This window comes from Salirhabdus euzebyi (genome assembly GCF_014207435.1).
Lineage (GTDB): Bacteria > Bacillota > Bacilli > Bacillales > Alkalibacillaceae > Salirhabdus > Salirhabdus euzebyi.
The window spans coordinates 1-22,751 of the sequence record NZ_JACHGH010000012.1; the positions used below are offsets into that span (position 1 = coordinate 1).

Here is a 22,751-nt window from a genome sequence, read left to right on the forward strand (position 1 = left end):
AATACACGTAGACTCCTACGGGACAGCGAAGACGTTGAGACCCCACAGCGAGCGATCTTTGCGAGTGAGGAGGCTCAGCGCGAGCCCGTGGAAAGTGTAGTGTATTTCCGTAGCGGTTGGATTCGCACACATCAAGTTACGTCGCATTTTCCATCAACTGTTTAGCAAACGCGCAACAGTTACAAAAGATCCTTAATAAAGCAGTAATCAGTTGCACGTAGTTTCAATGGAAATGTAACTAAATTAATTTATGAAAGGGAGTGTGTTTCAACTATATTCATCACATTAATTCTATTTTAATAATCCTTTTAAATAGGTATCTACATGAAAATCAATTAAGCTTTGTTCATTGGTCCAATGAAATGAGTTTTTAAATGTAATTAGAAGGGAAGTTATACCATGTATCAATCCCCATAATGATTGACTAATTACCTCTATATCCCCTTTGACTAGACCTTTCTCCATTCCTTCCTGTATTAGATTTGCCAATAGGTTGAATCCTTTCATTCTGTCACTTTCCCCAATAACTACTCTATCAAAATGTTCAAAATTACGGATAAACATTAACTGGTAATACTCTTTATTTTCTAACCCGAAATTCACATATGACTTCAATGCTTGTTTTAATTTAATGCGAAATTCTAGTTCCTTGTTTTGGTCTATTGCTTGTTGGATGTAAGAGAGGAAAACTGAATATCCTCTTTCTAATAGAACAAGGAGTATATCTTCTTTGTTTTGAAAGTGCCTGTAAAGATTAGTTGGGGAACAGCCAACTTTAGTCGCAATTTTTCTCATCGATATCATTTCATATCCTTCATCTAGAAAAAGCTTGGAGGCTTCTGCAATTATCTGATCCTTTGTGTTAGACCCTTTCATTTTAACTTCAACTCCTATCAAAACAATCGAATGTTAACGGCGTTAACTTGTTTGAGGAAATAATAGCAGTTTTGTTGGGATACTGTCAAGAAATTTTTTCCAACACCTCATCATAACTAATGAACGATTATATATGTAATAGGAGGGAAAAAATGAAACATTTTATAATGCCGTGTGAAGGAAGAATAACGAGTAGGTTTAGAGAAGGTAACAGACCATCTCACCATGGAGTTGATATTGCGAAAAGTGGTAACGTACCAATTTTATCGATTGCCGATGGATTTATTACAAGGTCTTATTATTCCATTAGCTATGGAAATGTTGTTTTTATTAGACATAATGTAAATGGACAATTATACGAATCCGTTTATGCTCACTTAAAGAAAAGGGAGGTGATGGAAGATTCAGTAGTAGAACAAGGTCAAATCATTGGCTATATGGGGAATACAGGGTATTCTTACGGGCAGCACTTGCATTTTGAGTTACATGTTGGAAATTGGAATATTAGAAAGTCAAATGCAGTAGACCCCTTAAAATACTTAATCAAAACTAGCTCGTTGGATAAGAAAAAACTACTTTTTCCTTATCCAGGTAAGCTTCTTCTAAAAGGTAGTAAAGGAATTAATGTACAGCGAATTCAACGTGCCGTTAATGTAGATGCAGATGGTATCTTTGGCCCAATTACAGAAAATGCCGTGAAATTATTTCAAGAAAGACAAGGTATTGAAGTAGATGGAATTGTTGGCCCAATTACTTGGACGAAAATGTTCTAGTGGCCTAGGTCATCCACATACTTTCTTGGCGTATTGGAAAAATAAACAACAGAACGAAAAAAGGAGGGTATATTGCGTGAAGGATGAAATGAAGTATAGCGATGACAATCGGTTTATTCCAGTCACTTCCTTAACGAGTAAAATTGGACAAGAAGTAGCACGAGATATTTATTGTCTACCTATTCAAGTTGTAAATCTTTGTTTTGTTGGGGATAAGGAACACGGTTGGACCCTTGTTGATGCGGGAATGCCGAGATCTGCTGATGATATTTTAACAGCTGCAAAGGAACGTTTTGGAGATGTGCCTCCTAAAGCAATTGTGCTAACACATGGCCATTTTGATCATATTGGAGCTGTTGTCGAGTTAGTGGAGTACTGGAATGTACCTGTTTATGCACATGAACTAGAAATCCCTTATTTAACAGGACAAAAAAGCTATCCTGAGCCAGATCCAACAGTAGAAGGTGGTTTAGTTGCAAAAATGTCACCTTACTTTCCTAATGAGCCAATAAATCTAGGGAATCACGTGGAGAAGCTACCAACAGATGGGACAGTTCCGGAAATGCCGGAGTGGAAATGGATACATACACCTGGTCATACACCTGGACATGTTTCCTTTTATCGTGAGCAAGACGGAGCATTAATAGTAGGAGATGCGTTTATCACCGTAAAGCAAGATTCTCTTTTCAAAGTGCTTGTTCAAGAGCAAGAAATAAGTGGACCACCTAGATATTTAACCCCCGATTGGGATACCGCCTGGGATTCTGTCAGAAAGCTTCAGAAGTTAAACCCTACAATAGCAGTTACAGGTCATGGCTTGCCAATGACTGGGGAAACACTGGCAACTAGCTTAGAGAAATTAGTGAATAATTTTGATGAAATTGCAATCCCTGATTACGGAAAGTATATAAATAAAAAGGAGCATTAATAGAAAAACCAGAGCGGAAAAATATGCTCTGGTTTTTTTGTGAAGTCACAAAAGTCATTGTGATATTTCGGAAACAGTGACCGAATCATACATATAATCTATAAATAGGTTTACAGATGTTCATCTTCGCCGAGACTAAAACGAATAAGGTTGATGAGGTGATTCGGTGTTTTATTTTTATATTATTGCCCTATTAAATGTTGTGGATATGGGGTTAACAGCAATTGCATTAAGTTTTCATATAACAACAGAACAAAATCCAATCATGCGTTTTTTATGGGAAGCGCATCCTGTTTATTTTATTTTTGTGAAATTAGCTTTATCCATATTGTTAATTATAATAGCCATACATTTTCCTAAAGAGCGGTATAAAAAATGGCGCATACTTCTTCAATCAACTATCTTGATTTATGTCGGTGTATTGGGGATGCATTTTGTTTGGATATCCCACACTATTTAAACGGAAATATGGTAGTATGTTATCAACTAGAAAAAAGAGAGGTTGATATTCATGAAACGTGTCATCCATACCGATCAAGCACCACAAGCAATAGGTCCATATTCACAAGCTGTACAAGCTGGAGACTTTTTATATGTTTCTGGCCAAATTGCGATCAATCCAGTGTCTGGTGAGATTGCAAATGGAATAGTAGAACAAACAAAACAGGTGATGGAAAATTTACAAGCTATTCTGAAGGAAGCCAATTTAACTTTTTCTGATGTAGTTAAGTTTACCATCTATACAACATCACTTGAAGACTTCCCAACTATTAACGAAACGTACGCTGAATTTTTAGAAGAACCTTATCCAGCTAGAGCAACAGTAGAGGTAAGTCGATTACCAAAAGATGTTCTCGTTGAAATTGATGCAATAGCATACATAAAATAGTATTCCTTGTAAACAGGGGCTGTACCCAAAAGTGTAGAAACTAACTTTTTGGTACAGCCCCTTTTTTTAAGGGTCCTAATCGAAAGGGTTTTCTTTAAAAGTCCCTAATATAAGGTGATTTTGCATTATAATGATGGAAAGGGTTTTAAAACGGGGGTTTTGTATTGAGAAAAATACTTTATTCTATATGTATCATCATTGTTTTTCTCATTTCTGGATGCGGTGTTGTTGATTTAGACCAGACCGAAACTGGAGATGAGCAAAGACAAGAACAACAGGATACCCAAGGGGCACAAAATAATCAGGGCACAGTAGATTCTAGTATTGAATCTCCTATAGACGAACAGGTTGAACATAAGATTGAGGTTCCTATTCTTTATGTTATCGACGGAGATACGGTCAAAATAAAATGGAATGGGCAGGAAGAATCTGTTCGATTTTTGTTAGTTGATACTCCGGAAACATCCCATCCCCAGCTTGGTAAACAACCCTTTGGGGAGGAAGCGAAGGCCTATGTAGAGGAGTTGTTAGCAGGTAGTAAAACGATTCTCATCGAAAAGGATGTCAGTGAACGGGATAAGTATGGGCGTCTTTTAATGTATGTGTATACAACAGAAGGAAAATCGATTCAGGAGTCTTTACTAGAAGAAGGCCTAGCACGCGTAGCTTATGTCTATGCTCCTAATACCAAGTATGTAGATAAATATAGAGAAATTGAATTAGAAGCAAAAAATCGTGGTGTTGGTATTTGGTCAGTAGATGGCTATGCGCATATTGGGCATGATCATGGCTACCATACAGAGGTGTTTGAGGAGGATAAGCCAAAAAATGGGGAAGAAAATAGTTCCTTTGAGCCTGATCAAAACGGGCAATGTAGTGGTCACATAAAGGGAAATGATTCTTCCAGTGGGGATAAAATTTATCATATACCAGAAGGAAATTATTATAATGTGACAAAGGCAGAAATGTGTTTTACTTCAGAGAAGGCAGCACAGGAAGCTGGGTTTCGCCCATCCAAAAGCTAAGCTTCAAGCGTTTTGTTTGAAGCTTTTTTACATACACTGGAACAGGAGGAATGAAGATGAAAGAAAGGGTTTTCTGGTTTGGAATCATACTTGCCATAATGAGTTGGATAGGAAATGTCCTATATTTAGAAACAAAGGAGATAGATGAACCCATTTTTATGAATCACTATTATGAAACATATATGCAACAAGATAATCATTATTTGGAGTTTTTTTACCTTACGAATAAATCCGAACCGTTAGAGGTAAGTCATGTCCAGATTGATGGGATAGATGCCTACGTATATCCAGACCAACGCTTCACCACGTGGAATGATCAAGAAGTAACTTTTAAACAGGAATTTCGGTATTACTATTTAAAGTCTGTATTAATTGATTTACCGGATGACTTACTGCCAATTGATAAAGAATCAAACCAATCATGGTCCTTTCAAAACATGGGGGTTTATTTTTCAAATGGTGAACAAATAAATGCCCCTATTGGGGAAGTTGTTGTTCACTCTTCTTTTCCTAATGATGTTCGGGTGATGGAAAATAGAGCAGGAGGGAGTAGTAGCCAACATAGGGCTTACAATACGGCTGTAATGACCGAACCGGTTACAATTGAATCCATTACTGTGCCGTTTTCAGACGCTATTGGTGAAGATATTGCAATGAAAATGGACTTGGATCAAGAAAAATTAAAAGAATTAGAGAAATTACAGCAAGATGGTTCTTTACCGGATTGGTTTAAGGAAGATATGGATAAAGAGTTTGATGCATTACCAGGTGTGCTAGTAGAAGAGCGGATCTTCCCTATTTCCCTTGATCAAGGTGAGTGGACGAAGCTAAACATTCAATTCAATCCTACTCGTGATACCTATTTTCAGTTTGATATTAATTTGAATGGACGAACAGAAAATGGAGAATCATTTTCATTTCCTGTTCCGATTATTGATTCTCCTGATTTAACAGAACAGCAAGTGAAGGACTTTATAAAACAAAGGCAAGGGGGGTCTTTATGAGAGCAGCATTTCACAAAATTTTTTGGGGATTGATTATCGTATTAGTAGAAATAAATATTGAAGTAATTGATATCCTTCCAGATCCTTTAGGTTACTATCTAATTTTTTCAGGAATTCAATTAGTTTTGGAGAAATATCCAATTGGGAAAAAAGCATCTTATCTGGCATTCGCCCTTATTTTTATCTCAATCCCAACTATTTTTATACCTCGGCAAAATGCAGAGTATAATCATCTAACCATATTTTCAACCGAAACGCTTTACACCTTTTTAGTCGATATTCTTCATATTGTGATAGTCTTTTATTTGTTTCAATTAATGTTGTCTATTGCTAAGGAACAAGGAGAAAAGGAACTCTACTCGCGAACATTAACCATTTTTAAGCTATATATAATCATAACGTTAATAACGATGATTATAAGTCCATTTGCTCTACATATAAGTAAAGAGTGGTTAGGTGTATTTATCATTATTCCTCTGTTAACTTATTTCGTTATGGAAATCATTTTTTTAGTGTTAGTTAGAAGATTTGGTAAAATACAAGCAGATATTTAATTAAATGGAAAAGCTACAACTTGCAAAAGTTGTAGCTTTTTTTCCTTTTTCAGGCTAAATTGTTGCTTTATGTATAGTTTATCGGTAATATTTGTATAAGTTCAGTATAGTATTTGTATAATATATACTTATTTGGAGAGTGAAGCAATGAAGGTGCTATGGGGAAAAGGGAAAAAAGAAAAGTCATGGGTTGAAGAATCCAAACAGTTAAATATTGTAATGGATATAGTTAATGATGCTGGAATCGAAGAAAAGCTTAACATGATTCGTTTTACGAAAGAGGACCTACGCCTCATCAAAAGTATTCAACCTATCGTACAGGAAAACATTGATTTACTTGTAGAGGAGTTTTATGGAACTATTTTAGTAGTTAGTGGATTACGAGAAATAATAGAACAGCATAGCTCCGTTGAACGTTTAAGGAAAACGTTACGCACCCATATGGTTGAAATGTTTGGTGGGGTCATGGATCAATCTTTTGTGGATAAAAGATATAAAGTAGCAAAAGTACATTATCATATTGGACTAGAACCAGCATGGTATATGGGGGCTTTTCAAAATTTACAAAACTCCTTAATAAACATTATTTCTGACCAAGTTCATAATCAAGAAGAATTTCGCCAAATTGTATTGGTTGTTACCAAAATATTAAGTCTAGAGCAACAAATCGTACTAGAAGCATATGAGCGGGAAAATATGAGACGGATGGAAATGCAGTATGAACAAGTAAAGGAAGAATTAAAGGGAAAGATATTAGATGTTAGTTCTGATTTAGTTGGCCATGCGATTGAAACAAACACTTCTGTTGAAAATCTCTTAAGTAATAGTCAATATGTCAAAGAAAAAATTGTGGAGAGTAATCAACAATCGAAGAAAAATATTAGTTATGTTCAAAAGGGATTAGTTAGTATGGAGGAATTAGCAAATAATATCGATTTGATTTCTAAGGATACGGAACAAATGAACAAAATGGTTAATCTATTATGGGATTCATCCAAGCAAATAAAAGATGTTATATTAATCGTACAAGATATTGCGGAGAAGACGAATTTGCTTGCTTTAAATTCTGCAATAGAAGCGGCAAGAGCAGGGGAGCATGGCCGAGGTTTTGCAGTAGTAGCAAATGAAGTGAAGAAACTAGCTGAACAAACAAAAGAATCTATTGCTAGTATTCAAATCATAATTAATACGTCAAATGAGTACACAGGAAATGTGATTGAATCTATAGATAGCGTTAAAGCTGCTGTTAATAAGGGAAGATCTACTTCGAAGGACGCAGAAGACACTTTCCAAACAATCGTTGATGGAATGACTCAAAATGCTATTTCTATACAAGAAGTAGAAAAGCAAATTAGTGACTTAGTTGAGGTAATTGAAGAAATTGGAGATGCAACAAAAGGGGTTATGCTATCTTCGGAGGATTTAAATCAAGCGGCAAATATGGCTTAAAAGGAAAACGCCCAATATGGGGCGTTTTTATTTTATCTAAAACTTGAAATGAAATAGTGTTAAAGTTGACATTTTTTATTTAACGTAATAATATAATTTTAACGTAAAAATATTTTTTTTACGAAAGGGTCATAATAATGAATGAGCAGCCTAAATTAAGAAAAATGTTAGTGACAGATGCGGAACAAATCTTAATGTTGAACAATTCCTTTAAAGTTAGCATATTAAGTATGTTGAAGGACGCTAAATCATCTAGTGAAGTTGCAAAGGATATGGATGAAACGCCACAAAAGATCAATTACCATATGAAAAAATTGGAGAGTGTAAACCTAATTGAAATGGTAGGACATCGAAAAATAAGAAATTTAGTAGAAGTGATGTACCAAGCTGTTGCAGAAGAATTTGTTGTACCTGATGATGTACGCGTACAAAATGAATTTGTTCAACGAATGAAAGATCAAGGGTCTTTAAATCATCTTTTTCAAATGTCTGAAAAAATGAAAGAAGACACGGTCACACTAATGGGACATGTGGAGGATGCACAACATATCCCGTCTGCCATGTTAGATTTTGCAATCCGTTTTGAAAATGAACAGATGAGAAAGAGTTTTGTAGAGGATTATGTGCAATTAGTTTCCGATTTAGTAAAACAGTATGAAGGGCACGGAAAAGAAGAGCAAAACGATGATCTCTTTCAAGTTTTGATTGCTTTATATCCACAGGTTAAGAAGGAGGGTGAATAAAATTGAACAATAGAAAAGGTACAAATGAAGAAAAGCAAAGTAATGTGATTCCATTTTCTACTAACAAAAGTTCTTCTCCAGACACCCAGGTGTGGAAAGTAGGGAATGGGCAAAATACTATCGCTATTAGACAAGTTTCTTCAGGGTTTGGTGAAGGAATAAAAACGAATTTAAAAATGTGTGCTTAAAGGGAGGCTTTATAAATGAACACAATACCTTATGTGATTGAAAAAACGCAAAATGGAGAAAGATCATATGATATCTACTCTCGTTTACTAAAAGACAGGATTATTTTTATTGGAGGAGAAATAAATGATCAAGTTGCTAATTCTGTTGTGTCTCAATTGTTATTTTTAGCAGCTGATAATCCGGAAAAAGATATAAACATGTACATAAACTCTCCCGGTGGAGCGATTACTTCTGGTTTTGCTATCTATGATACGATGCAGCAGATTAAACCAGCTGTAAGTACGATGTGTATAGGAATGGCTGCATCAATGGGCGCTTTTCTTTTAATAGGCGGAACAAAAGGCAAAAGGTATGCCTTACCGAATAGTGAAGTAATGCTTCATCAGCCGCTAGGTGGGGCACGAGGCCAAGCTACAGATATCGATATACATGCAAGACATATTATTGAAACAAGAAAGAAAATTAATCGAATCATTTCAGAAAGATCAAAAATGACAATTGAAGAAGTAGACAATATTACGGATCGTGACCGCTTCTTTGATCCAGAAGAAGCGAAAAAGTTAGGCTTAATAGATGATATACTATCCAATGGTCTATCATAAAGAAGCAGGGGGATTACCCCTGCTTTTTTATACTTCTTTACTCATATTCTCCTTTAAAGAATCTGGAATATTTATCTTTCCACCTTTGTCTTTATAAGAATGATACGACGAATATAATTCACCATTTTTCCAAATTTTACACGTTAGAACATATGGATGGATCTTGCCTTTTGTTTCTAAATAGAAGCGGGTATTGTCAATTTGTAAATAACAGTCATGGAAAACTAATCCTAAGTACTTATTTTCTTTTTTGTTTGTGTCAGGATGAAGAAGAATTAAAGTAGCTACATCATTAACCGTAACATTTGTTGAGTGAGCAATTTTATCTATTCTTTCTTTGATATTATCTGTCCACTTATTCGCTTTGTTTTTTGTCCAGTTTAGCAATGTCTCTACAAATGTATTCATCGTTTCCTCCTTAAATAATTGTTTTATTTAGGTTAACCAAATATTTATTTTTTTATCTTAAAATGAAAAAACCTGCAAGGGCTGACCCTGGCAGGTTATTTCTTTGCGTAATAATCATATTTGCGCTCTAACCATTCTTGGAATGTTGCGATAACAATACAGAGTGGCCAATAAATAAGAGCTACTAAAATATAAACGGTCATGGAATCCATTGTCCGTCCGGCAACTATTTGTGCTTTCTGGAACATTTCAGGAACTGTTATAACAGCAGCCAATGACGTTGCTTTAACAATATCCAAAAACACATTTGTTAATGGGGGTAAGGCAATACGTGCTGCTTGAGGAACTATAATTAATCTTAGTGTTTTCCAATAAGTGAATCCTAAAGCATGAGCAGATTCCCATTGCCCTCTCGAAACACTGTTTAAAGCTGAACGGTTAATTTCCGCTATATAGGCTGCACTATTTAATCCGAATCCAAATACTGCTGCTGTATATGCATCCAAGTTCCATCCAACTATGGGAAGTCCATAATACAAAATAAAAAGAAAGACAAGAATTGGGGTACCCCGCATAAAAGATATATAAAGGCGAGCAGGCCATCTAAATATGATCTTGTCGGATCTTCTTGCTAGGGCAAGAAAAAATCCAATCATTAACCCCATCGCCATTCCTGCAAAAGAAACGGCGATGGTCATTGGTAACCCCTCTAAAATAAACGGAATGCTTTCAATAGCTCGTTCCGTATTAAATAATTTTTCCCATTTTATATCAGTAAAAAAATCCACTATAGTCCACCTTAAAAATCTAGTCCTTCAATTTCGAGTACTTCATCTTCTGGTGGTACAGAAGCATCTTTTCCGTCAAAGAACTGTTTTGAGATTTCTGTTAATGTTCCATCTTCTCTTAGTTCTTCTAAAGCACTGTTTATTTTCTCAGTAAGCTCATCTTCACCTTTTGGTATGACGATTGCTTGTTCTGATTGGTGGAATTTCAGATCTGGATGAATCACTATTTCTAAGTCAGGAAAAGCTTGAAGTGCCAAAGTTTGTAAATAGTAATCGTTAATAACAGTATCAGTACGTCCATTTTCCACATCTCGTAAATAGACATCATTCGTTGCGTTACCGTATGTAACAACTTCTGCTCCATAATGTCTCGCAATGTCACTAAAGACAGTTGTTGCACCGCCACCAGCTTTTTTCCCTTCTAGGTCTTCTAGTGTGTGGATACCAGATAAATCATCTTTACGGACAATCATCGTCGTGTAGGAGTACTTGTAGGGATCAGAAAAATTGAATGTTTCTTGTCGGTCTTTCGTAATTTCAACGTCATTTATTGCAATATCTATCCGTGTTCCAATTGCAGCAAATAAACCATCAATTCCAATTTGCTCAAATTTGATGTCGATCCCTAGACGATCTCCAATTTCGCGCATTACTTCAACATCATACCCAGTCAATTCATCTGAGTTTTCCGGATAAAAAGAAGCAGGATATAATGTTCCAGAAGTTCCGACTACTATTTCTCCTTTTTCACTTACCTTATCCCATAGCGTTTGTTCCGACGCATTATTAGAATCATCACTTGTACCACAAGCAGATAATATAATTATTAATACGATAATAGACAAGGATAATAAAGTATGTTTTTTCATTTGTGTCTCTCCTCTTTTCTATGTTAAAAGTCTTATTAAATATAGCAACGATGGACAAACCTTTCAAGTAATTTTCATTGCCCTTCTTTCTATAAAGTCTATATGCATTTATTTTCTGTTTGATGTTTGTTCTTTTAATCGAAGTGGAATATGCCACTTTATAATGTTAATCCTTAAAAATAGAGGTGATAATATGGAGGTTGGGATTGCTTTAGCTGGAGGAGCGGTTCCTAAGTTTGCGTCAATCGGTGTTCTACAAGCTTTGGAAGAAGAAAATATCAAAATTAGCCACATAGCAGGAACTAGTGCTGGATCCATTGTAGCAGCATTATATGCTTATGGTTATCCATTGAAGGATATTAAGATGGATTTGATGTCGATAAATAAGTCGCATATAGATTTCAATTGGAGAAATATACTCCGAAAATTTTTTAGAAGAACGAAATATTTTGATGGCTTTGTAAAGGGACAAAAGCTTGAAGACATTATTTTTACCATTACCGGAAATGATACGTTTTCCTCGTTCAAACTCCCTTGTGCAATTGTTGCAACGGATTTGAAAAGCAAGAAACCTATAATCTTCACACAGGAAAAATTGCCAAGTTACCATACTGAATCGAATATAACGATAAATAAAGCAGTTAGAGCTAGCTGTTCGATTCCTATTATGTATCAACCCGTTCGTTGGGAAGAGTATATTTTAGTTGATGGTGGATTAGTACAAAACTGCCCAGTTGAGGTGGTCAGAGAATTAGGAGCTGAAACAGTTATTAGTATAGATCCTATTTCAACCTTTAAGAAGGATGAGCACTTTGATACCATCTCTCCATTATTAAACTGCTCAATGATGTTAATGCTTGAAACACAGATGAAGCAGGATCATGAAAAAGCTGACTTGAATATTTACCCTGAAGTCGGCGACATTGGCTTATTTGAATTCAAAAGGATTGAAGAATGTATTAATAAAGGCTATCAATATACAAAGGGTCAGATGAAAGAAATTAAAGAAAAATTAACAAGGCTGAAAACATAAATTTGTTTTGGCCTTGTTATTTTTTTGAAAGCAAGCATATTACTAAAAAAATTGTCCTAGGTATAGTATACTAGCACCTGTACTATATTTTTATTTACATACCTCAATTGAAAATGAAAAAACTATTATTTTTTCATATTGATAGATTTTAATATTAATTATCATGGTGAAAGCCTTAATACATAAGTGTTTTGTTATCTATTAATTATAATTATTATAATTAAGTATTGACTATTAGATTGTATATATTATAATTAAGGGGTATAAATTTACAAAGAGGTGGTATCTTATGGCTGATAAAAAATACTTAACAACAAGTACTGGGGCTCCAGTAGCAAACAACCAAAACTCAGTAACTGCTGGAACACAAGGTCCAACCCTAATACAAGATGTACATCTATTAGAAAAATTGGCTCATTTTAACCGTGAACGTGTTCCAGAGCGTGTCGTTCATGCAAAGGGTGCAGGTGCACATGGTTATTTTGAAGTTACAAACGATTTAACAAAATATACAAAAGCAGACTTCTTATCTGAGGTTGGGAAAAAAACGGACATGTTTATTCGTTTCTCAACTGTTGCAGGTGAACTAGGTTCAGCTGATACAGTTCGTGATCCGCGTGGTTTTGCCGTTAAATTTTACACAGAAGAAGGAAACTACGATATCGTTGGGAATAACACACCTATTTTCTTTATTCGTGATGCAATTAAATTCCCTGACTTTATTCATACACAAAAGCGTAACCCACAAACTCACTTGAAGGATCCTAATGCAGTATGGGATTTCTGGTCGTTATCACCAGAATCTTTACACCAAGTAACCTATTTAATGGGTGATCGTGGACTTCCAGCTACATACCGTCACATGAACGGTTATGGAAGCCATACATTCCGTTGGACAAATGCAGAAGGTGAATCTGTATGGGTTAAATATCACTTCAAAACGGATCAAGGTGTTAAAAACCTTGCTCAAGAGGTTGGGAATAAGCTTGCTGGAGAAAATCCAGATTACCATACAGAAGATCTATTTAATGCAATTGATAAAGGGGAATTCCCTTCTTGGACGCTACATGTTCAAATCATGCCAGAAGAGGATGCGAAGACATACAACATCAATCCATTTGATGTTACAAAAGTATGGCCACATAAAGATTATCCACTAATCGAAGTTGGACGTATGGTACTAAATCGCAATCCGCAAAACTACTTTGCAGAGGTAGAGCAAGCAACTTTCTCTCCTGGTAACGTAGTACCTGGTATCGGATTCTCACCAGATAAGATGCTTCAAGGTCGTCTATTTGCTTATGCAGACGCTCACCGTTACCGTGTCGGAGCAAACCATAATGCACTACCAATTAACCGCTCTAAAAATGAAGCGAACAACTACCAACGCGATGGACAAATGAGATTTGATAGCAATGGTGGTGGATCTGTCAACTATGAGCCAAATAGCTACGGTGGTCCAAAACAAACACCAGAAAATGCACAAGCACCATTAGCAGTACATGGTTTTGCAGATGCAGTTCCTTATGATGATGAAGATTACTACTCCCAAGCTGGAGACTTATTCCGCTTAATGAGTGAAGAGGAGCGTTCTCGCGTTATCTCAAATATTGTAGGTGCGATGGAACCTGTTGAAAAAGAAGAAATCAAATTACGTCAAATTGAACACTTCTATAAAGCAGATCCTGAGTACGGTACTCGTATTGCAGAAGGTTTAGGACTTTCTGTACCTGCAGAAGTAAAATAATTTAAGTTTAAAGGTCACCGAATTCGGTGGCCTTTTTTTGCTGTATTATATTTTTGGTTGAAATTATCATCATTTTGGTTGATATATTATAATCTTGGCTGATAAATTGAGTATTTGGTTGAAAAAGAGCTGATTTGGATGATTACCCCTCTTCGTAAAGTAACCACTGAGAATTTTTTTCATTCCCTTAGGTAAACATAAGGTGGAATTAATTTTTTGAGGAGGGAAATGTTTTGTTTTATCATGTAAAAGAGCTTCAATATAATGCAAAACCTGAACGTCCAGATCCAGTTTATGCGAAAAAACTTCAAGAAATTCTGGGTGGTCAGTATGGTGAAATGACCGTAATGATGCAATATTTATTTCAAGGCTTTAACTGCCGTGCGGAGCAGAAATACCGTGATATGATTCTGGATATTGGAACGGAAGAAATTGCCCACGTTGAGATGATAGCGACGATGATCGCCCAGTTGCTAGATGGGGCACCAGCTAAAGAGCAAGAGGAAGCAGCAAAAGATCCAGCAGTTGAAGCTGTATTGGGCGGTATGAACCCACAGCACATGATTGTTTCTGGTCTAGGTGCTACACCAACAGACAGCGTCGGATATCCTTGGAACTCTAGGTATACGATTGCAAGTGGAAACCTTCTTGCTGATTTTCGCGCCAATTTAAATGCGGAATCCCAAGGACGTTTACAGGTAGTTCGTCTGTATGAACAAACGAATGATCCTGGTGTTAGGGATATGCTGTCTTTCTTAATTGCACGCGACAAAATGCATCAAAATCAATGGATGGCTGCGATTGAAGAATTAGAGCAACAACAGGGGGAAGTAGTTCCGAGTACATTCCCGAAAAACTTAGAAAAACAAGAAGTTGCATATTCCTTCATGAATTTTTCAGAAGGGAAAGAGAGTGCAAAAGGTAGATGGGCTAGTGGCATGTCTATGGATGGTCAAGCTGAATTTGAATTTGATGAAAGTCCAAAACCAATGGGGCAAATTCCAATTTTAAATCCATCCCCTAATTATGTCCATGGAACTCCAATACCGGGTCAATTACCTCCTGGTACTAAGGCTGCAGAATATGAACAACAAAATCAAATGAATGACGGTGGACCTCACTAAAATATAGAACCTAATAGGTATAAGCCTATTAGGTTTTTCTGTTTAATGGTAAAATAATTGAATATAGAAATAGTGGGGGAACATGATGAAAAAAATAACAACGACTTTATTGACGATGACCATCATACATAATGTGCAAAAAAATGAAGTTTTACTCATAAACAGGCCAGAAAAATTGGGTTTTCCCGGCTACATTGGCGCTGGTGGAAAGATTGAATTAACAGAGAGTTTTTCAGAAGGTGCTTCCAGGGAAATTAAAGAGGAGACGGGGCTATCTGTTCGACCAGAGGATTTAATTTATAAAGGGGTAGATGAGTTTACGTTATTAAATGACAACTACCGTTACATTGTCTTTAACTATTTAGCTACTGTTTATAGTGGAGAATTACTGGCTCAGCCACCAGAGGGAGAACTGAAATGGGTATCGATGGACAAGCTAGAAGACGTCCCGATGCAGTCATGGTTTAGGCGAAGATTACCTTATTTCTTTCAAGAAGGAACGTTTGAAATTTCCATCACCCACGAGGAATTAAAAACGCCACCATTAAGAGAGAAAATAGTGAAACTGAAGTAAGGGGGAATGGTAAACATGAACTTTTATGTAGCATCCAGCTTTCATAATAAAGAAATGGTCCAACAAGTAGTCGAGGAATTAAAGTTTGCCGGTTTCCTACATACATATGATTGGACAAAAAACGAAAGAGCAAGCACACTTGATGAACTAAAACGAATTGGAAAAAAAGAAAGGGAAGCAGTGAAAAATGCGGATTTTCTAGTAATGCTTATGCCAGGTGGGGCTGGAACTCATGTGGAGCTTGGTATCGCTCTTGGCTTAAATAAAAGGATTTATTTATATTCACCAGATCACGATATTTATGACTATGAACGATCATGCACGTTTTACTACGTGGATGGAGTCTATAAATACGTTGGTCTACTGGAGAATTTTATTAAAGAAGTAACACTGATGGAAAACAATATTCAATAGGAAAGCCAATGGATCTTGATCCATTGGCTTTTTAAATAGCAAAATGCGAAACTTTGTAATTAGTTCAGTTGAACCTGCAATCATGAGGCCGAACCTTCAATAAGTTCAGTTGAACCTTCCATTAGTTCATGTGAACCTCTAACTTAACAATTGCCATGATTCGATTCTTCCACCAGGTTATTTCCAGTTTTCACTAATAAATTCATCGCGTCCAGATTTCTTTCGGTCTTCTTTATATGCTTCTGGTTCTTTTTTATAAAAATCTTGGTGATAATCTTCTGCCGGATAAAATGGAGCAGCGGGTAAGATTTCTGTTACGATTGGTTTCGAAAATTTACCGCTATTAGCTAGTTCTTGTTTCGATTTTTCTGCAAGTTGCTTTTGTTCCTCCGAGTGATAAAAAATAGCTGTGCGGTATTGATCGCCTCTATCTTGGAATTGTCCACCTGCGTCAGTAGGATCTATTTGTTGCCAAAAAATGGGTAAAATATTTTCGTAAGGGAAAACTTCTGGGTCAAACGTTATTTGCACAACTTCATAGTGTCCAGACTTACCTGTTTTTACATCTTCATAGGTTGGGTTTTCTACATGACCACCTGAATATCCAGAAATAACTTCATGAATACCATCCCATTGATCGAATGGTTTAACCATGCACCAAAAACAACCACCACCAAAAGTTGCTTTTTCTAATTGTTTACTCATGCTTGAACACTTCCTTTATTTCATTACTAAAGTGAAGAAATTATAACACTAGAACACTACCACTACAACAGAATTGTTTGTTGACAGGTTTTATTACGATACGGAATGGAAAACCTATTAGTAACTATATAGATAAAGGGGAAATCACCATGCTTGAAGCACTTATGTGGGGTGGGGTAGCAGGTTCTGCTTTATTAATAGGAGCTCTCATCGGACTATACTTTAAGATCAAGAAAAAAGTATTAGCATTTATAATGGCGTTTGGAACGGGTGTCTTATTCGGTGCAGCAACATTCGAAATACTTCCTGAATCCGTAGAAAAAGGTGGTTTTTTAGCTACCTTGATTGGTTTTCTAATAGGTGCATTAACGTATACAGCTTTTGATTTGTTTTTAGCAAAAAAAGGAGCACATCAACGAAAACGTTCAAACCAAAACCCACAAGGTCATTCAGGGCTGGCAATTTTTATTGGTACGATAATAGATTCTATTCCAGAAGCAGTAGTTATTGGAATAAGTCTAATTGATGCAAACGTAAGTATGGTATTGGTGATTGCGATTTTCATTAGTAATTTTCCTGAAGGCTTATCAAGTACTATTGGACTGAAAAAGGATAATTATCCGAGAAAAAGAATTCTGATTCTTTGGGCAGTAGTATTTACGTTAACTTCATTAGGTTCCCTTGGAGGATATACTTTACTAGATCATGCGTCTGATCAATTTGTTGCAGGGATTAATGCATTTGCTGCAGGCGGGGTTGTTGCTATGGTCAGTTCTACCATGATGCCAGAAGCTTATGAGGATGGAGGACCGGTTGTAGGTTTGTTGGCAGCAATAGGTCTCATTAGTTCTCTCATGTTGACAACCCTATAATAATGAAAAAAGCGCCAATAGGCGCTTTTAATCATTGCATCGGAATCCAATTAACTTTCCAAACATTTGTATTCGTATCTTTGGTTAAGGAAAAATGTCTTCCATATTCATGTGAAGGTAATGTAAAGTTTACAGCAGACTCTGTTTCAGATACATAAACTTCGTTAAATGCTCTCACTTGTTTTAGCTCTTCATAAAATGCTTGATCATTTTCGGCGTATGTTGCACCCCAAAATTTTGGATCCCCGAGAAACTCTTCCAATGAAGGGGTTCCGTATTTATCTCCTTTAATATAAAGGGAGTGGACAGTTTCAAAATCTTCTATACTTCTAGCATGATAGTATAACTTGAAGATATCAAAAGGCTTTAAGCCTCTTAAAACCATGTCATTTTTATCACTAGCATATTCCTTATAAATGGAAAGTAACTCACCAGTTACTTCTACCGACACTTCATCATAGCTATACGTAATACTTTCTCCTAAATTAGTTCCACTTACTCCGCTTATCTCAACCGTAACAAAACTTTCGGTATCATTTATATGATATTGGATTTGATTTACTTCCATTAGTTGATCTTCAGCAATTGCCCCATCCTGATTAGAAAAACTAAACATTGATCTTGTTTTTTCATTTTCACTTATGGCAAAGGAAATATTTGATAAAGAGTCCTGATTTGATATTGGTAGTAAATCCAGAGAATAGTCCTTTGGTGTAAAGAGCAATTTCGCATCGTTTGCCACATCTGCTGTAATAAAGTCCGTTCCTTCAAAAGAAATAATGGTATGGTCTTTTTTTAGCTCAATTTTACTAACGGTGAAAGCCCCAAACTGTTCTCCTACTTTAATTGTTTCTGGGTCAAAGCTTAACGAATGAACTGATTCGTCAATTACTGATCCGTTATTGGCATTAGTTCCTGATAAATTCACTATATTCCATTGTTGATTAGCAACCATCAATCCGAAAAATAGGACAGCTGCACCTAACACTGCGGTAATAGGTTTTGGTAAAAATGGAGTAGCTCTCTGTTTTCGATTGCTTTCCTTGGATATTTTCTTTAATACGAGTTGACGGTCCTTATTCGTAAAGGAAGTTGGAATATCATGTTCAAATTGTGTTTTAAGATTTTTTAATTTTTTATCCATTATTGACACCTCTTTCTTCTAAAATCGTCTTTAGCAATTCTCTACCTCGGGTTAGTCTAGTTCGGACTGTAGCTTCCTTTATATGTAAAGCATCCCCAACTTCTTTTGTGGAAAGTTCCTTGAAGTAGTGTAAGACTAATACTTCTCGGTATTTAATTGGTAAAGATAATACTTGCTTTAATAGTTGGTTAGATTCATTTTGTTTGACGGCAACGTCTTCAGGGGTATCACTGTCGGTGTTGACTGTCTTAGAGAATAGCGATAGTTTTTCTTTTAACCTACTGTTTCGATTCTGCCAACTTCTTAAATAGTCCTTACTTTTATTAATAGCGATAGAATACAGCCAGCTTTTTAATGATGACCTACCTTGAAACGTTCCGAGTTTTCGATATATGGTTACAAATACTTCCTGAGTGACGTCATCTGTATCTGAGGTGTTTTTTACATACGTAAAAATTAATCGTTTTATTTCATCTCCATAGGTGTCCATAATTACTTCAATAGCTTGGTTAGGATTTAATTGTAAAATTTTCAAATCCTGTTCTTGATAGGGTGATTGAACCACTTGCAAATGCCCCACTTTCATTTCCCTCCTCAATCTTGAGTTTCATAAGTAAGACGCAACAATTATAAAATCTCGTTCATTTTTTGGGAAAAAAGTTTTTTTATTTAAATATAACGGACTATTATCTTTTGTAAATAACAAAAAAAGACAATTCATCAAGTGATGAATTGTCAACGGAGTTAATAGTTAAACTCTGCTTCTACTATAGCTTTTACGGAAAGAAGGCCAGGTTCAATTGGGGTAGGTATGCTATCCTCTGTTGATATTCCTAAAACTACTTCTCGTGGTTGTCGTTCGTCATTAATAGAAAGTTCTTCTACACGTTCTGGGATTTGATTAAATGGGACACCAATCGTTTTTGCAATTGCAGTAGCTTTCTTTTGTGCATTTTGAATAGCTTTCGTTAATGCTTGCTGATAGTAGAGTTGTTTATTGGCAACAGTAAAGTTAATATTCGTGACTGTATTAACACCAGCCTTAACTGCTGCGTCAATTATAACACCAGCCTGCTCTACTTCTTTTACCGTTAACTCCAACATGTTGACAACCCTATAACCTCTAAAAATTTCTTCTCCATCTTTGTAATCATAGTTAAGGTTTATTCTATAATCCTGTGTTTGGATATCTTCTTCCTTAATTCCTTTTTGCAATAAAGCTTTTCGTACTCTTGATGCTTTTTCAGCATTTAATTGTTGCGTTTTCTGAAGGTTTTCTCCTTCTGTTGTCACACCTAGTATTATTTCTAGTTGATCGGGTGTAACAGGAAGTACCCCTTCTCCAATTACTTTCATTATATTGTTCATTTGTGCTTGTTGTCGGGTGCCATAGTTTAACGGTGGATAGTGATAATTCATGTTCCTCACTTCCTTTAGTCAAATGTCCTTATCTATACATATGCGGGAAAGGAAGACAGTGTACAGTTAAAATTAATTCGTAACTATCACTTGTGAATAAAATTAATTGATATTCGAAAGATAAGAAATAGCCTTAATTGCTACGAGGAGGACATAAAAGTGATAGATAACTCTAAATTAAATATTGTTTTTTGGGTTTCAGCTATCTTTATTGGGATTTTAGTTTTATGGGGTGCCCTTTCTCCTGGAACCTTTGAATCAATTGCTACAGCAATTTATAGTTTTACAACTAATGCATTTGGTTGGTTTTACTTAATAGCTGTCTTTTTAATTGTTATATTTTGTGTTTTCCTTGCTCTGAGTCGTTTTGGGAAAATAAGACTTGGAAAGGACGATGACAAGCCGGCATACTCTTTTTTTACATGGATAGGAATGCTATTTAGTGCTGGATTTGGGGTGGGCCTTGTATTCTGGGGGGTTGCTGAACCGATGCAACATTTCTTATATCCTCCAACTGATGCAGAACCATTAACGGCTGGGGCTGCTAGGGACTCTATGCGTTATGCATTTTTTCACTGGGGCGTTCATCAGTGGTCCGTGTTTACTATTGTTGGACTAGCTGTTGCTTATTTTCAATATAGAAAAAATTATAATGGTTTAATTAGCTCAACTTTTAATCCATTAATTGGGGAAGGCAATAAACGTTTGTTGCGAATACCGATTGACATATTAGCAGTAATTGCAACTGTTATGGGAGTTGCAACTTCATTGGGAATGGGAATTTTACAAATTAATGGGGGTTTAAAGCATGTGTTCGCTTTCCCTAATAATATTGCAACACAACTTACCATTACAGGCATTCTGTTGGTTTTATACTTAATATCTTCTACAACAGGGTTGGATAGAGGAATTAAAATTTTAAGTAATGTCAATTTAACGTTAGCATTAGGATTAATGCTTTTTTTCCTTATACTAGGTCCTACTGTATTTATTTTAAATTCCTTAACGTTGGGTATTGGCGACTATTTGCAGCAATTTGTAGGAATGAGTCTCCGATTGTCACCATATAGAGGTGGAACATGGGTGCAGGATTGGACTATATTTTATTGGGCATGGGTGATTGCTTGGTCTCCTTTTGTAGGGTCCTTTATAGCAAGGGTTTCACGAGGAAGGACTATACGGGAATTTGTAGTAGGTGTTTTAATTGTGCCACCTGTTATTGCAATGATTTGGATGGCTGTATTTGGTGGAGCTGCTTTAAATCTCGATTTGTTTCAGGGAACAATGATTGCACAAGCTGTAGATGTGGACGTAACAAGTGCTCTGTTTGCCACCTTTGAACATTTTCCATTTACGCAATTACTCTCGATTTTGGCGATATTATTAATCTTTACCTTCTTAATTACATCAGCAGATTCAGCCACGTTTGTCTTAGGGATGTTGACGACAAATGGAAGCTTGCACCCGCCGATGTTGGTCAAAATTATTTGGGGAGTTTTACAAGCAGCAATTGCAGCTGTATTAATTATTAGCAGTGGTCTGCAAGGTTTACAAACAGCCTCACTCATATCCGCTCTACCGTTTACTATTATTATGTTAATTATGTGTGTCTCTTTATATAAGGCTCTAAAGAAAGAGCCTAGATATGATTTACCGAGGAGAAAGGACGTGCAACAAAAAAAGTAGTTTGATAAGTGTAACTGTCTTTATTGGCAGTTATACTTTTACCTAAAAGGGAGCTGATTAAATGAACATAGCTATGTTTTTAGATCGTGATGGGGTTGTGAATGAAGTTTTAAGTGAACGAGTAAAATTCGTTAATAAACCAACAGATTTTTATTTATTGGACGGAGTAGCTGAAGCGATAAAGTTGTTTAATGAAGAAGGTTTTAAAGTTTTTATTGTTACAAACCAAGGTGGAATTGGCTTAGGCTACATGAAAGAATCAGCCTTACAAGATGTACACAAAAAAATGGAAGAAGACCTTGCAAAAATTGGAGCGTATGTTGATGAAGTTGTTTATTGCCCCCACAAGCCTCATGCCAATTGCGCTTGTCGTAAACCGAAGCCAAAAATGCTTTTCGATCTAGCTGCCAAATACGATATAGATTTAGCACAAAGTTACATGGTAGGGGATAGGGAACCAGATATTATTGCGGGAAGGGAAGCAGGTACAAGGACGATATTGATTGGGGAAAGAGAAAAAGATGAAGTAGAGGCCGATATGTATTTTCCAGATTTATTGTCTGTAGCAAATTGGTTAGCAGAATATCATGCCTAAAGTGTTTCAAAAAAGTCATAAATTTTTAATTGTCAGATATTTTCATATTTTTAAATTATGATATAATCAGACTTATATAGTAAGCGTTTATATTCTATCTGAGCTGATTGGAGAGATCAACATGATGTTTGAATCTACTTACAGAAGACAGGCTATGAATCGTTTACAGCAAGAAAAACCTGCATTAAAAAATAAACTTTGTGAAAAAGCTACAATGGAAAAGGGAAAAACAAAGGACCCATTTATGTACATAATCACCACTGTTATTGCATGGTTTACCCATGAATCTTCCTAAATAAAAAAGCCATTTTACTATCCAAAGGGATAATAAAATGGCTTTC

28 protein-coding genes are annotated in these 22,751 nt (G+C 35.9%); 20 read left to right on the forward strand and 8 right to left on the reverse strand.

What is annotated here, in order from left to right; all coding sequences use genetic code 11:
- Nucleotides 1-291: 291 nt before the first annotated feature.
- Complete coding sequence (locus HNQ94_RS15860; RefSeq protein WP_174497423.1) at nucleotides 292-876, reverse strand: TetR/AcrR family transcriptional regulator; 585 nt, start codon at nucleotides 874-876, stop codon at nucleotides 292-294.
- A gap of 152 nt (nucleotides 877-1,028) precedes the next feature.
- On the opposite strand from HNQ94_RS15860, the gene HNQ94_RS15865 reads away from it, so the two are divergent.
- The 11 genes from HNQ94_RS15865 to HNQ94_RS15915 all read left to right on the forward strand — a co-directional run bounded on the left by HNQ94_RS15865 (nucleotide 1,029) and on the right by HNQ94_RS15915 (nucleotide 9,032).
- A complete protein-coding gene (locus tag HNQ94_RS15865; RefSeq protein ID WP_246200057.1) occupies nucleotides 1,029-1,649 on the forward strand; it encodes a peptidoglycan DD-metalloendopeptidase family protein in 621 nt (206 codons plus the stop codon).
- A gap of 76 nt (nucleotides 1,650-1,725) precedes the next feature.
- Nucleotides 1,726-2,577 (forward strand): MBL fold metallo-hydrolase, encoded by an 852-nt coding sequence (locus HNQ94_RS15870; RefSeq protein ID WP_174497421.1) that lies wholly within the window; start codon nucleotides 1,726-1,728, stop codon nucleotides 2,575-2,577.
- 166 nt (nucleotides 2,578-2,743) lie between these two features.
- Nucleotides 2,744-3,037, forward strand: coding sequence for a DUF5658 family protein (locus HNQ94_RS15875; protein WP_174497420.1), 294 nt, complete (start codon nucleotides 2,744-2,746; stop codon nucleotides 3,035-3,037).
- A 51-nt stretch (nucleotides 3,038-3,088) separates the two neighbouring features.
- On the forward strand, nucleotides 3,089-3,466 hold the full coding sequence (locus tag HNQ94_RS15880; protein ID WP_174497419.1) for a RidA family protein: 378 nt from the start codon (nucleotides 3,089-3,091) through the stop codon (nucleotides 3,464-3,466).
- A gap of 164 nt (nucleotides 3,467-3,630) precedes the next feature.
- On the forward strand, nucleotides 3,631-4,491 hold the full coding sequence (locus HNQ94_RS15885; protein ID WP_174497418.1) for a thermonuclease family protein: 861 nt from the start codon (nucleotides 3,631-3,633) through the stop codon (nucleotides 4,489-4,491).
- 56 nt (nucleotides 4,492-4,547) lie between these two features.
- The gene (locus tag HNQ94_RS15890) at nucleotides 4,548-5,495 is read left to right on the forward strand and encodes a hypothetical protein (RefSeq protein ID WP_174497417.1); all 948 of its coding nucleotides are present in this window, start codon (nucleotides 4,548-4,550) and stop codon (nucleotides 5,493-5,495) included.
- On the forward strand, nucleotides 5,492-6,049 hold the full coding sequence (locus tag HNQ94_RS15895) for a hypothetical protein (protein WP_174497416.1): 558 nt from the start codon (nucleotides 5,492-5,494) through the stop codon (nucleotides 6,047-6,049). The genes HNQ94_RS15890 and HNQ94_RS15895 overlap by 4 nt, the downstream gene beginning before the upstream one ends.
- Before the next feature lie 147 nt (nucleotides 6,050-6,196).
- Nucleotides 6,197-7,498 (forward strand): globin-coupled sensor protein, encoded by a 1,302-nt coding sequence (locus HNQ94_RS15900; RefSeq protein WP_174497415.1) that lies wholly within the window; start codon nucleotides 6,197-6,199, stop codon nucleotides 7,496-7,498.
- A gap of 137 nt (nucleotides 7,499-7,635) precedes the next feature.
- A complete protein-coding gene (locus tag HNQ94_RS15905) occupies nucleotides 7,636-8,241 on the forward strand; it encodes a winged helix-turn-helix domain-containing protein (RefSeq protein ID WP_174497414.1) in 606 nt (201 codons plus the stop codon).
- A 2-nt stretch (nucleotides 8,242-8,243) separates the two neighbouring features.
- Nucleotides 8,244-8,429, forward strand: coding sequence for a hypothetical protein (locus tag HNQ94_RS15910; RefSeq protein ID WP_174497413.1), 186 nt, complete (start codon nucleotides 8,244-8,246; stop codon nucleotides 8,427-8,429).
- A gap of 15 nt (nucleotides 8,430-8,444) precedes the next feature.
- Nucleotides 8,445-9,032 carry an ATP-dependent Clp protease proteolytic subunit gene (locus HNQ94_RS15915; protein WP_174497412.1) on the forward strand — a complete coding sequence of 196 codons (588 nt, stop codon included), beginning with the start codon at nucleotides 8,445-8,447 and terminating at the stop codon, nucleotides 9,030-9,032.
- A 27-nt stretch (nucleotides 9,033-9,059) separates the two neighbouring features.
- Here the strand turns inward: HNQ94_RS15915 and HNQ94_RS15920 are convergent, their stop codons facing one another.
- The 3 genes from HNQ94_RS15920 to HNQ94_RS15930 all read right to left on the reverse strand — a co-directional run bounded on the left by HNQ94_RS15920 (nucleotide 9,060) and on the right by HNQ94_RS15930 (nucleotide 11,097).
- Nucleotides 9,060-9,440: a hypothetical protein gene (locus HNQ94_RS15920; protein ID WP_174497411.1), complete on the reverse strand. Its 381-nt coding sequence runs from the start codon at nucleotides 9,438-9,440 to the stop codon at nucleotides 9,060-9,062.
- Nucleotides 9,441-9,535: 95 nt separating this feature from the next.
- The gene (locus tag HNQ94_RS15925) at nucleotides 9,536-10,228 is read right to left on the reverse strand and encodes an amino acid ABC transporter permease (protein ID WP_246200056.1); all 693 of its coding nucleotides are present in this window, start codon (nucleotides 10,226-10,228) and stop codon (nucleotides 9,536-9,538) included.
- A gap of 11 nt (nucleotides 10,229-10,239) precedes the next feature.
- Complete coding sequence (locus HNQ94_RS15930; protein WP_174497410.1) at nucleotides 10,240-11,097, reverse strand: transporter substrate-binding domain-containing protein; 858 nt, start codon at nucleotides 11,095-11,097, stop codon at nucleotides 10,240-10,242.
- Between the two features lie 193 nt (nucleotides 11,098-11,290).
- Between HNQ94_RS15930 and HNQ94_RS15935 the strand changes: the two genes are divergently transcribed.
- The 5 genes from HNQ94_RS15935 to HNQ94_RS15955 all read left to right on the forward strand — a co-directional run bounded on the left by HNQ94_RS15935 (nucleotide 11,291) and on the right by HNQ94_RS15955 (nucleotide 15,989).
- Complete coding sequence (locus tag HNQ94_RS15935; RefSeq protein ID WP_174497409.1) at nucleotides 11,291-12,130, forward strand: patatin-like phospholipase family protein; 840 nt, start codon at nucleotides 11,291-11,293, stop codon at nucleotides 12,128-12,130.
- Between the two features lie 289 nt (nucleotides 12,131-12,419).
- Nucleotides 12,420-13,877, forward strand: coding sequence for a catalase KatA (gene katA, locus HNQ94_RS15940; RefSeq protein WP_174497408.1), 1,458 nt, complete (start codon nucleotides 12,420-12,422; stop codon nucleotides 13,875-13,877).
- A gap of 233 nt (nucleotides 13,878-14,110) precedes the next feature.
- Nucleotides 14,111-15,001, forward strand: coding sequence for a manganese catalase (locus tag HNQ94_RS15945; RefSeq protein ID WP_174497407.1), 891 nt, complete (start codon nucleotides 14,111-14,113; stop codon nucleotides 14,999-15,001).
- 85 nt (nucleotides 15,002-15,086) lie between these two features.
- Nucleotides 15,087-15,575 carry an NUDIX domain-containing protein gene (locus HNQ94_RS15950; protein ID WP_311771634.1) on the forward strand — a complete coding sequence of 163 codons (489 nt, stop codon included), beginning with the start codon at nucleotides 15,087-15,089 and terminating at the stop codon, nucleotides 15,573-15,575.
- A gap of 15 nt (nucleotides 15,576-15,590) precedes the next feature.
- Nucleotides 15,591-15,989: a nucleoside 2-deoxyribosyltransferase gene (locus HNQ94_RS15955; protein WP_174497405.1), complete on the forward strand. Its 399-nt coding sequence runs from the start codon at nucleotides 15,591-15,593 to the stop codon at nucleotides 15,987-15,989.
- Nucleotides 15,990-16,166: 177 nt separating this feature from the next.
- Here HNQ94_RS15955 and msrA read toward each other — a convergent pair whose 3' ends face one another.
- Complete coding sequence (gene msrA, locus HNQ94_RS15960; protein WP_174497404.1) at nucleotides 16,167-16,694, reverse strand: peptide-methionine (S)-S-oxide reductase MsrA; 528 nt, start codon at nucleotides 16,692-16,694, stop codon at nucleotides 16,167-16,169.
- A gap of 149 nt (nucleotides 16,695-16,843) precedes the next feature.
- Here msrA and HNQ94_RS15965 point away from each other — a divergent pair, with 149 nt between their 5' ends.
- Nucleotides 16,844-17,566, forward strand: a complete 723-nt coding sequence (locus HNQ94_RS15965; RefSeq protein WP_174497403.1) for a ZIP family metal transporter — start codon at nucleotides 16,844-16,846, stop codon at nucleotides 17,564-17,566.
- Between the two features lie 31 nt (nucleotides 17,567-17,597).
- Here the strand turns inward: HNQ94_RS15965 and HNQ94_RS15970 are convergent, their stop codons facing one another.
- From HNQ94_RS15970 to HNQ94_RS15980, 3 genes are all read right to left on the reverse strand, one after another.
- Nucleotides 17,598-18,710, reverse strand: a complete 1,113-nt coding sequence (locus tag HNQ94_RS15970) for a hypothetical protein (protein WP_174497402.1) — start codon at nucleotides 18,708-18,710, stop codon at nucleotides 17,598-17,600.
- Nucleotides 18,703-19,290, reverse strand: coding sequence for a sigma-70 family RNA polymerase sigma factor (locus HNQ94_RS15975; RefSeq protein WP_246200055.1), 588 nt, complete (start codon nucleotides 19,288-19,290; stop codon nucleotides 18,703-18,705). The genes HNQ94_RS15970 and HNQ94_RS15975 overlap by 8 nt, the downstream gene beginning before the upstream one ends.
- A gap of 164 nt (nucleotides 19,291-19,454) precedes the next feature.
- On the reverse strand, nucleotides 19,455-20,129 hold the full coding sequence (locus tag HNQ94_RS15980; RefSeq protein WP_246200054.1) for an SIMPL domain-containing protein: 675 nt from the start codon (nucleotides 20,127-20,129) through the stop codon (nucleotides 19,455-19,457).
- 159 nt (nucleotides 20,130-20,288) lie between these two features.
- Between HNQ94_RS15980 and HNQ94_RS15985 the strand changes: the two genes are divergently transcribed.
- From HNQ94_RS15985 to HNQ94_RS15995, 3 genes are all read left to right on the forward strand, one after another.
- Nucleotides 20,289-21,815 carry a glycine betaine uptake BCCT transporter gene (locus tag HNQ94_RS15985; protein WP_174497400.1) on the forward strand — a complete coding sequence of 509 codons (1,527 nt, stop codon included), beginning with the start codon at nucleotides 20,289-20,291 and terminating at the stop codon, nucleotides 21,813-21,815.
- Nucleotides 21,816-21,876: 61 nt separating this feature from the next.
- Entirely contained in the window at nucleotides 21,877-22,410 is a 534-nt protein-coding gene (locus HNQ94_RS15990) for a D-glycero-alpha-D-manno-heptose-1,7-bisphosphate 7-phosphatase (protein ID WP_174497399.1), read from the forward strand.
- 121 nt (nucleotides 22,411-22,531) lie between these two features.
- A complete protein-coding gene (locus HNQ94_RS15995) occupies nucleotides 22,532-22,705 on the forward strand; it encodes a hypothetical protein (RefSeq protein ID WP_174497398.1) in 174 nt (57 codons plus the stop codon).
- The last annotated feature ends 46 nt before the right edge of the window (nucleotides 22,706-22,751 follow it).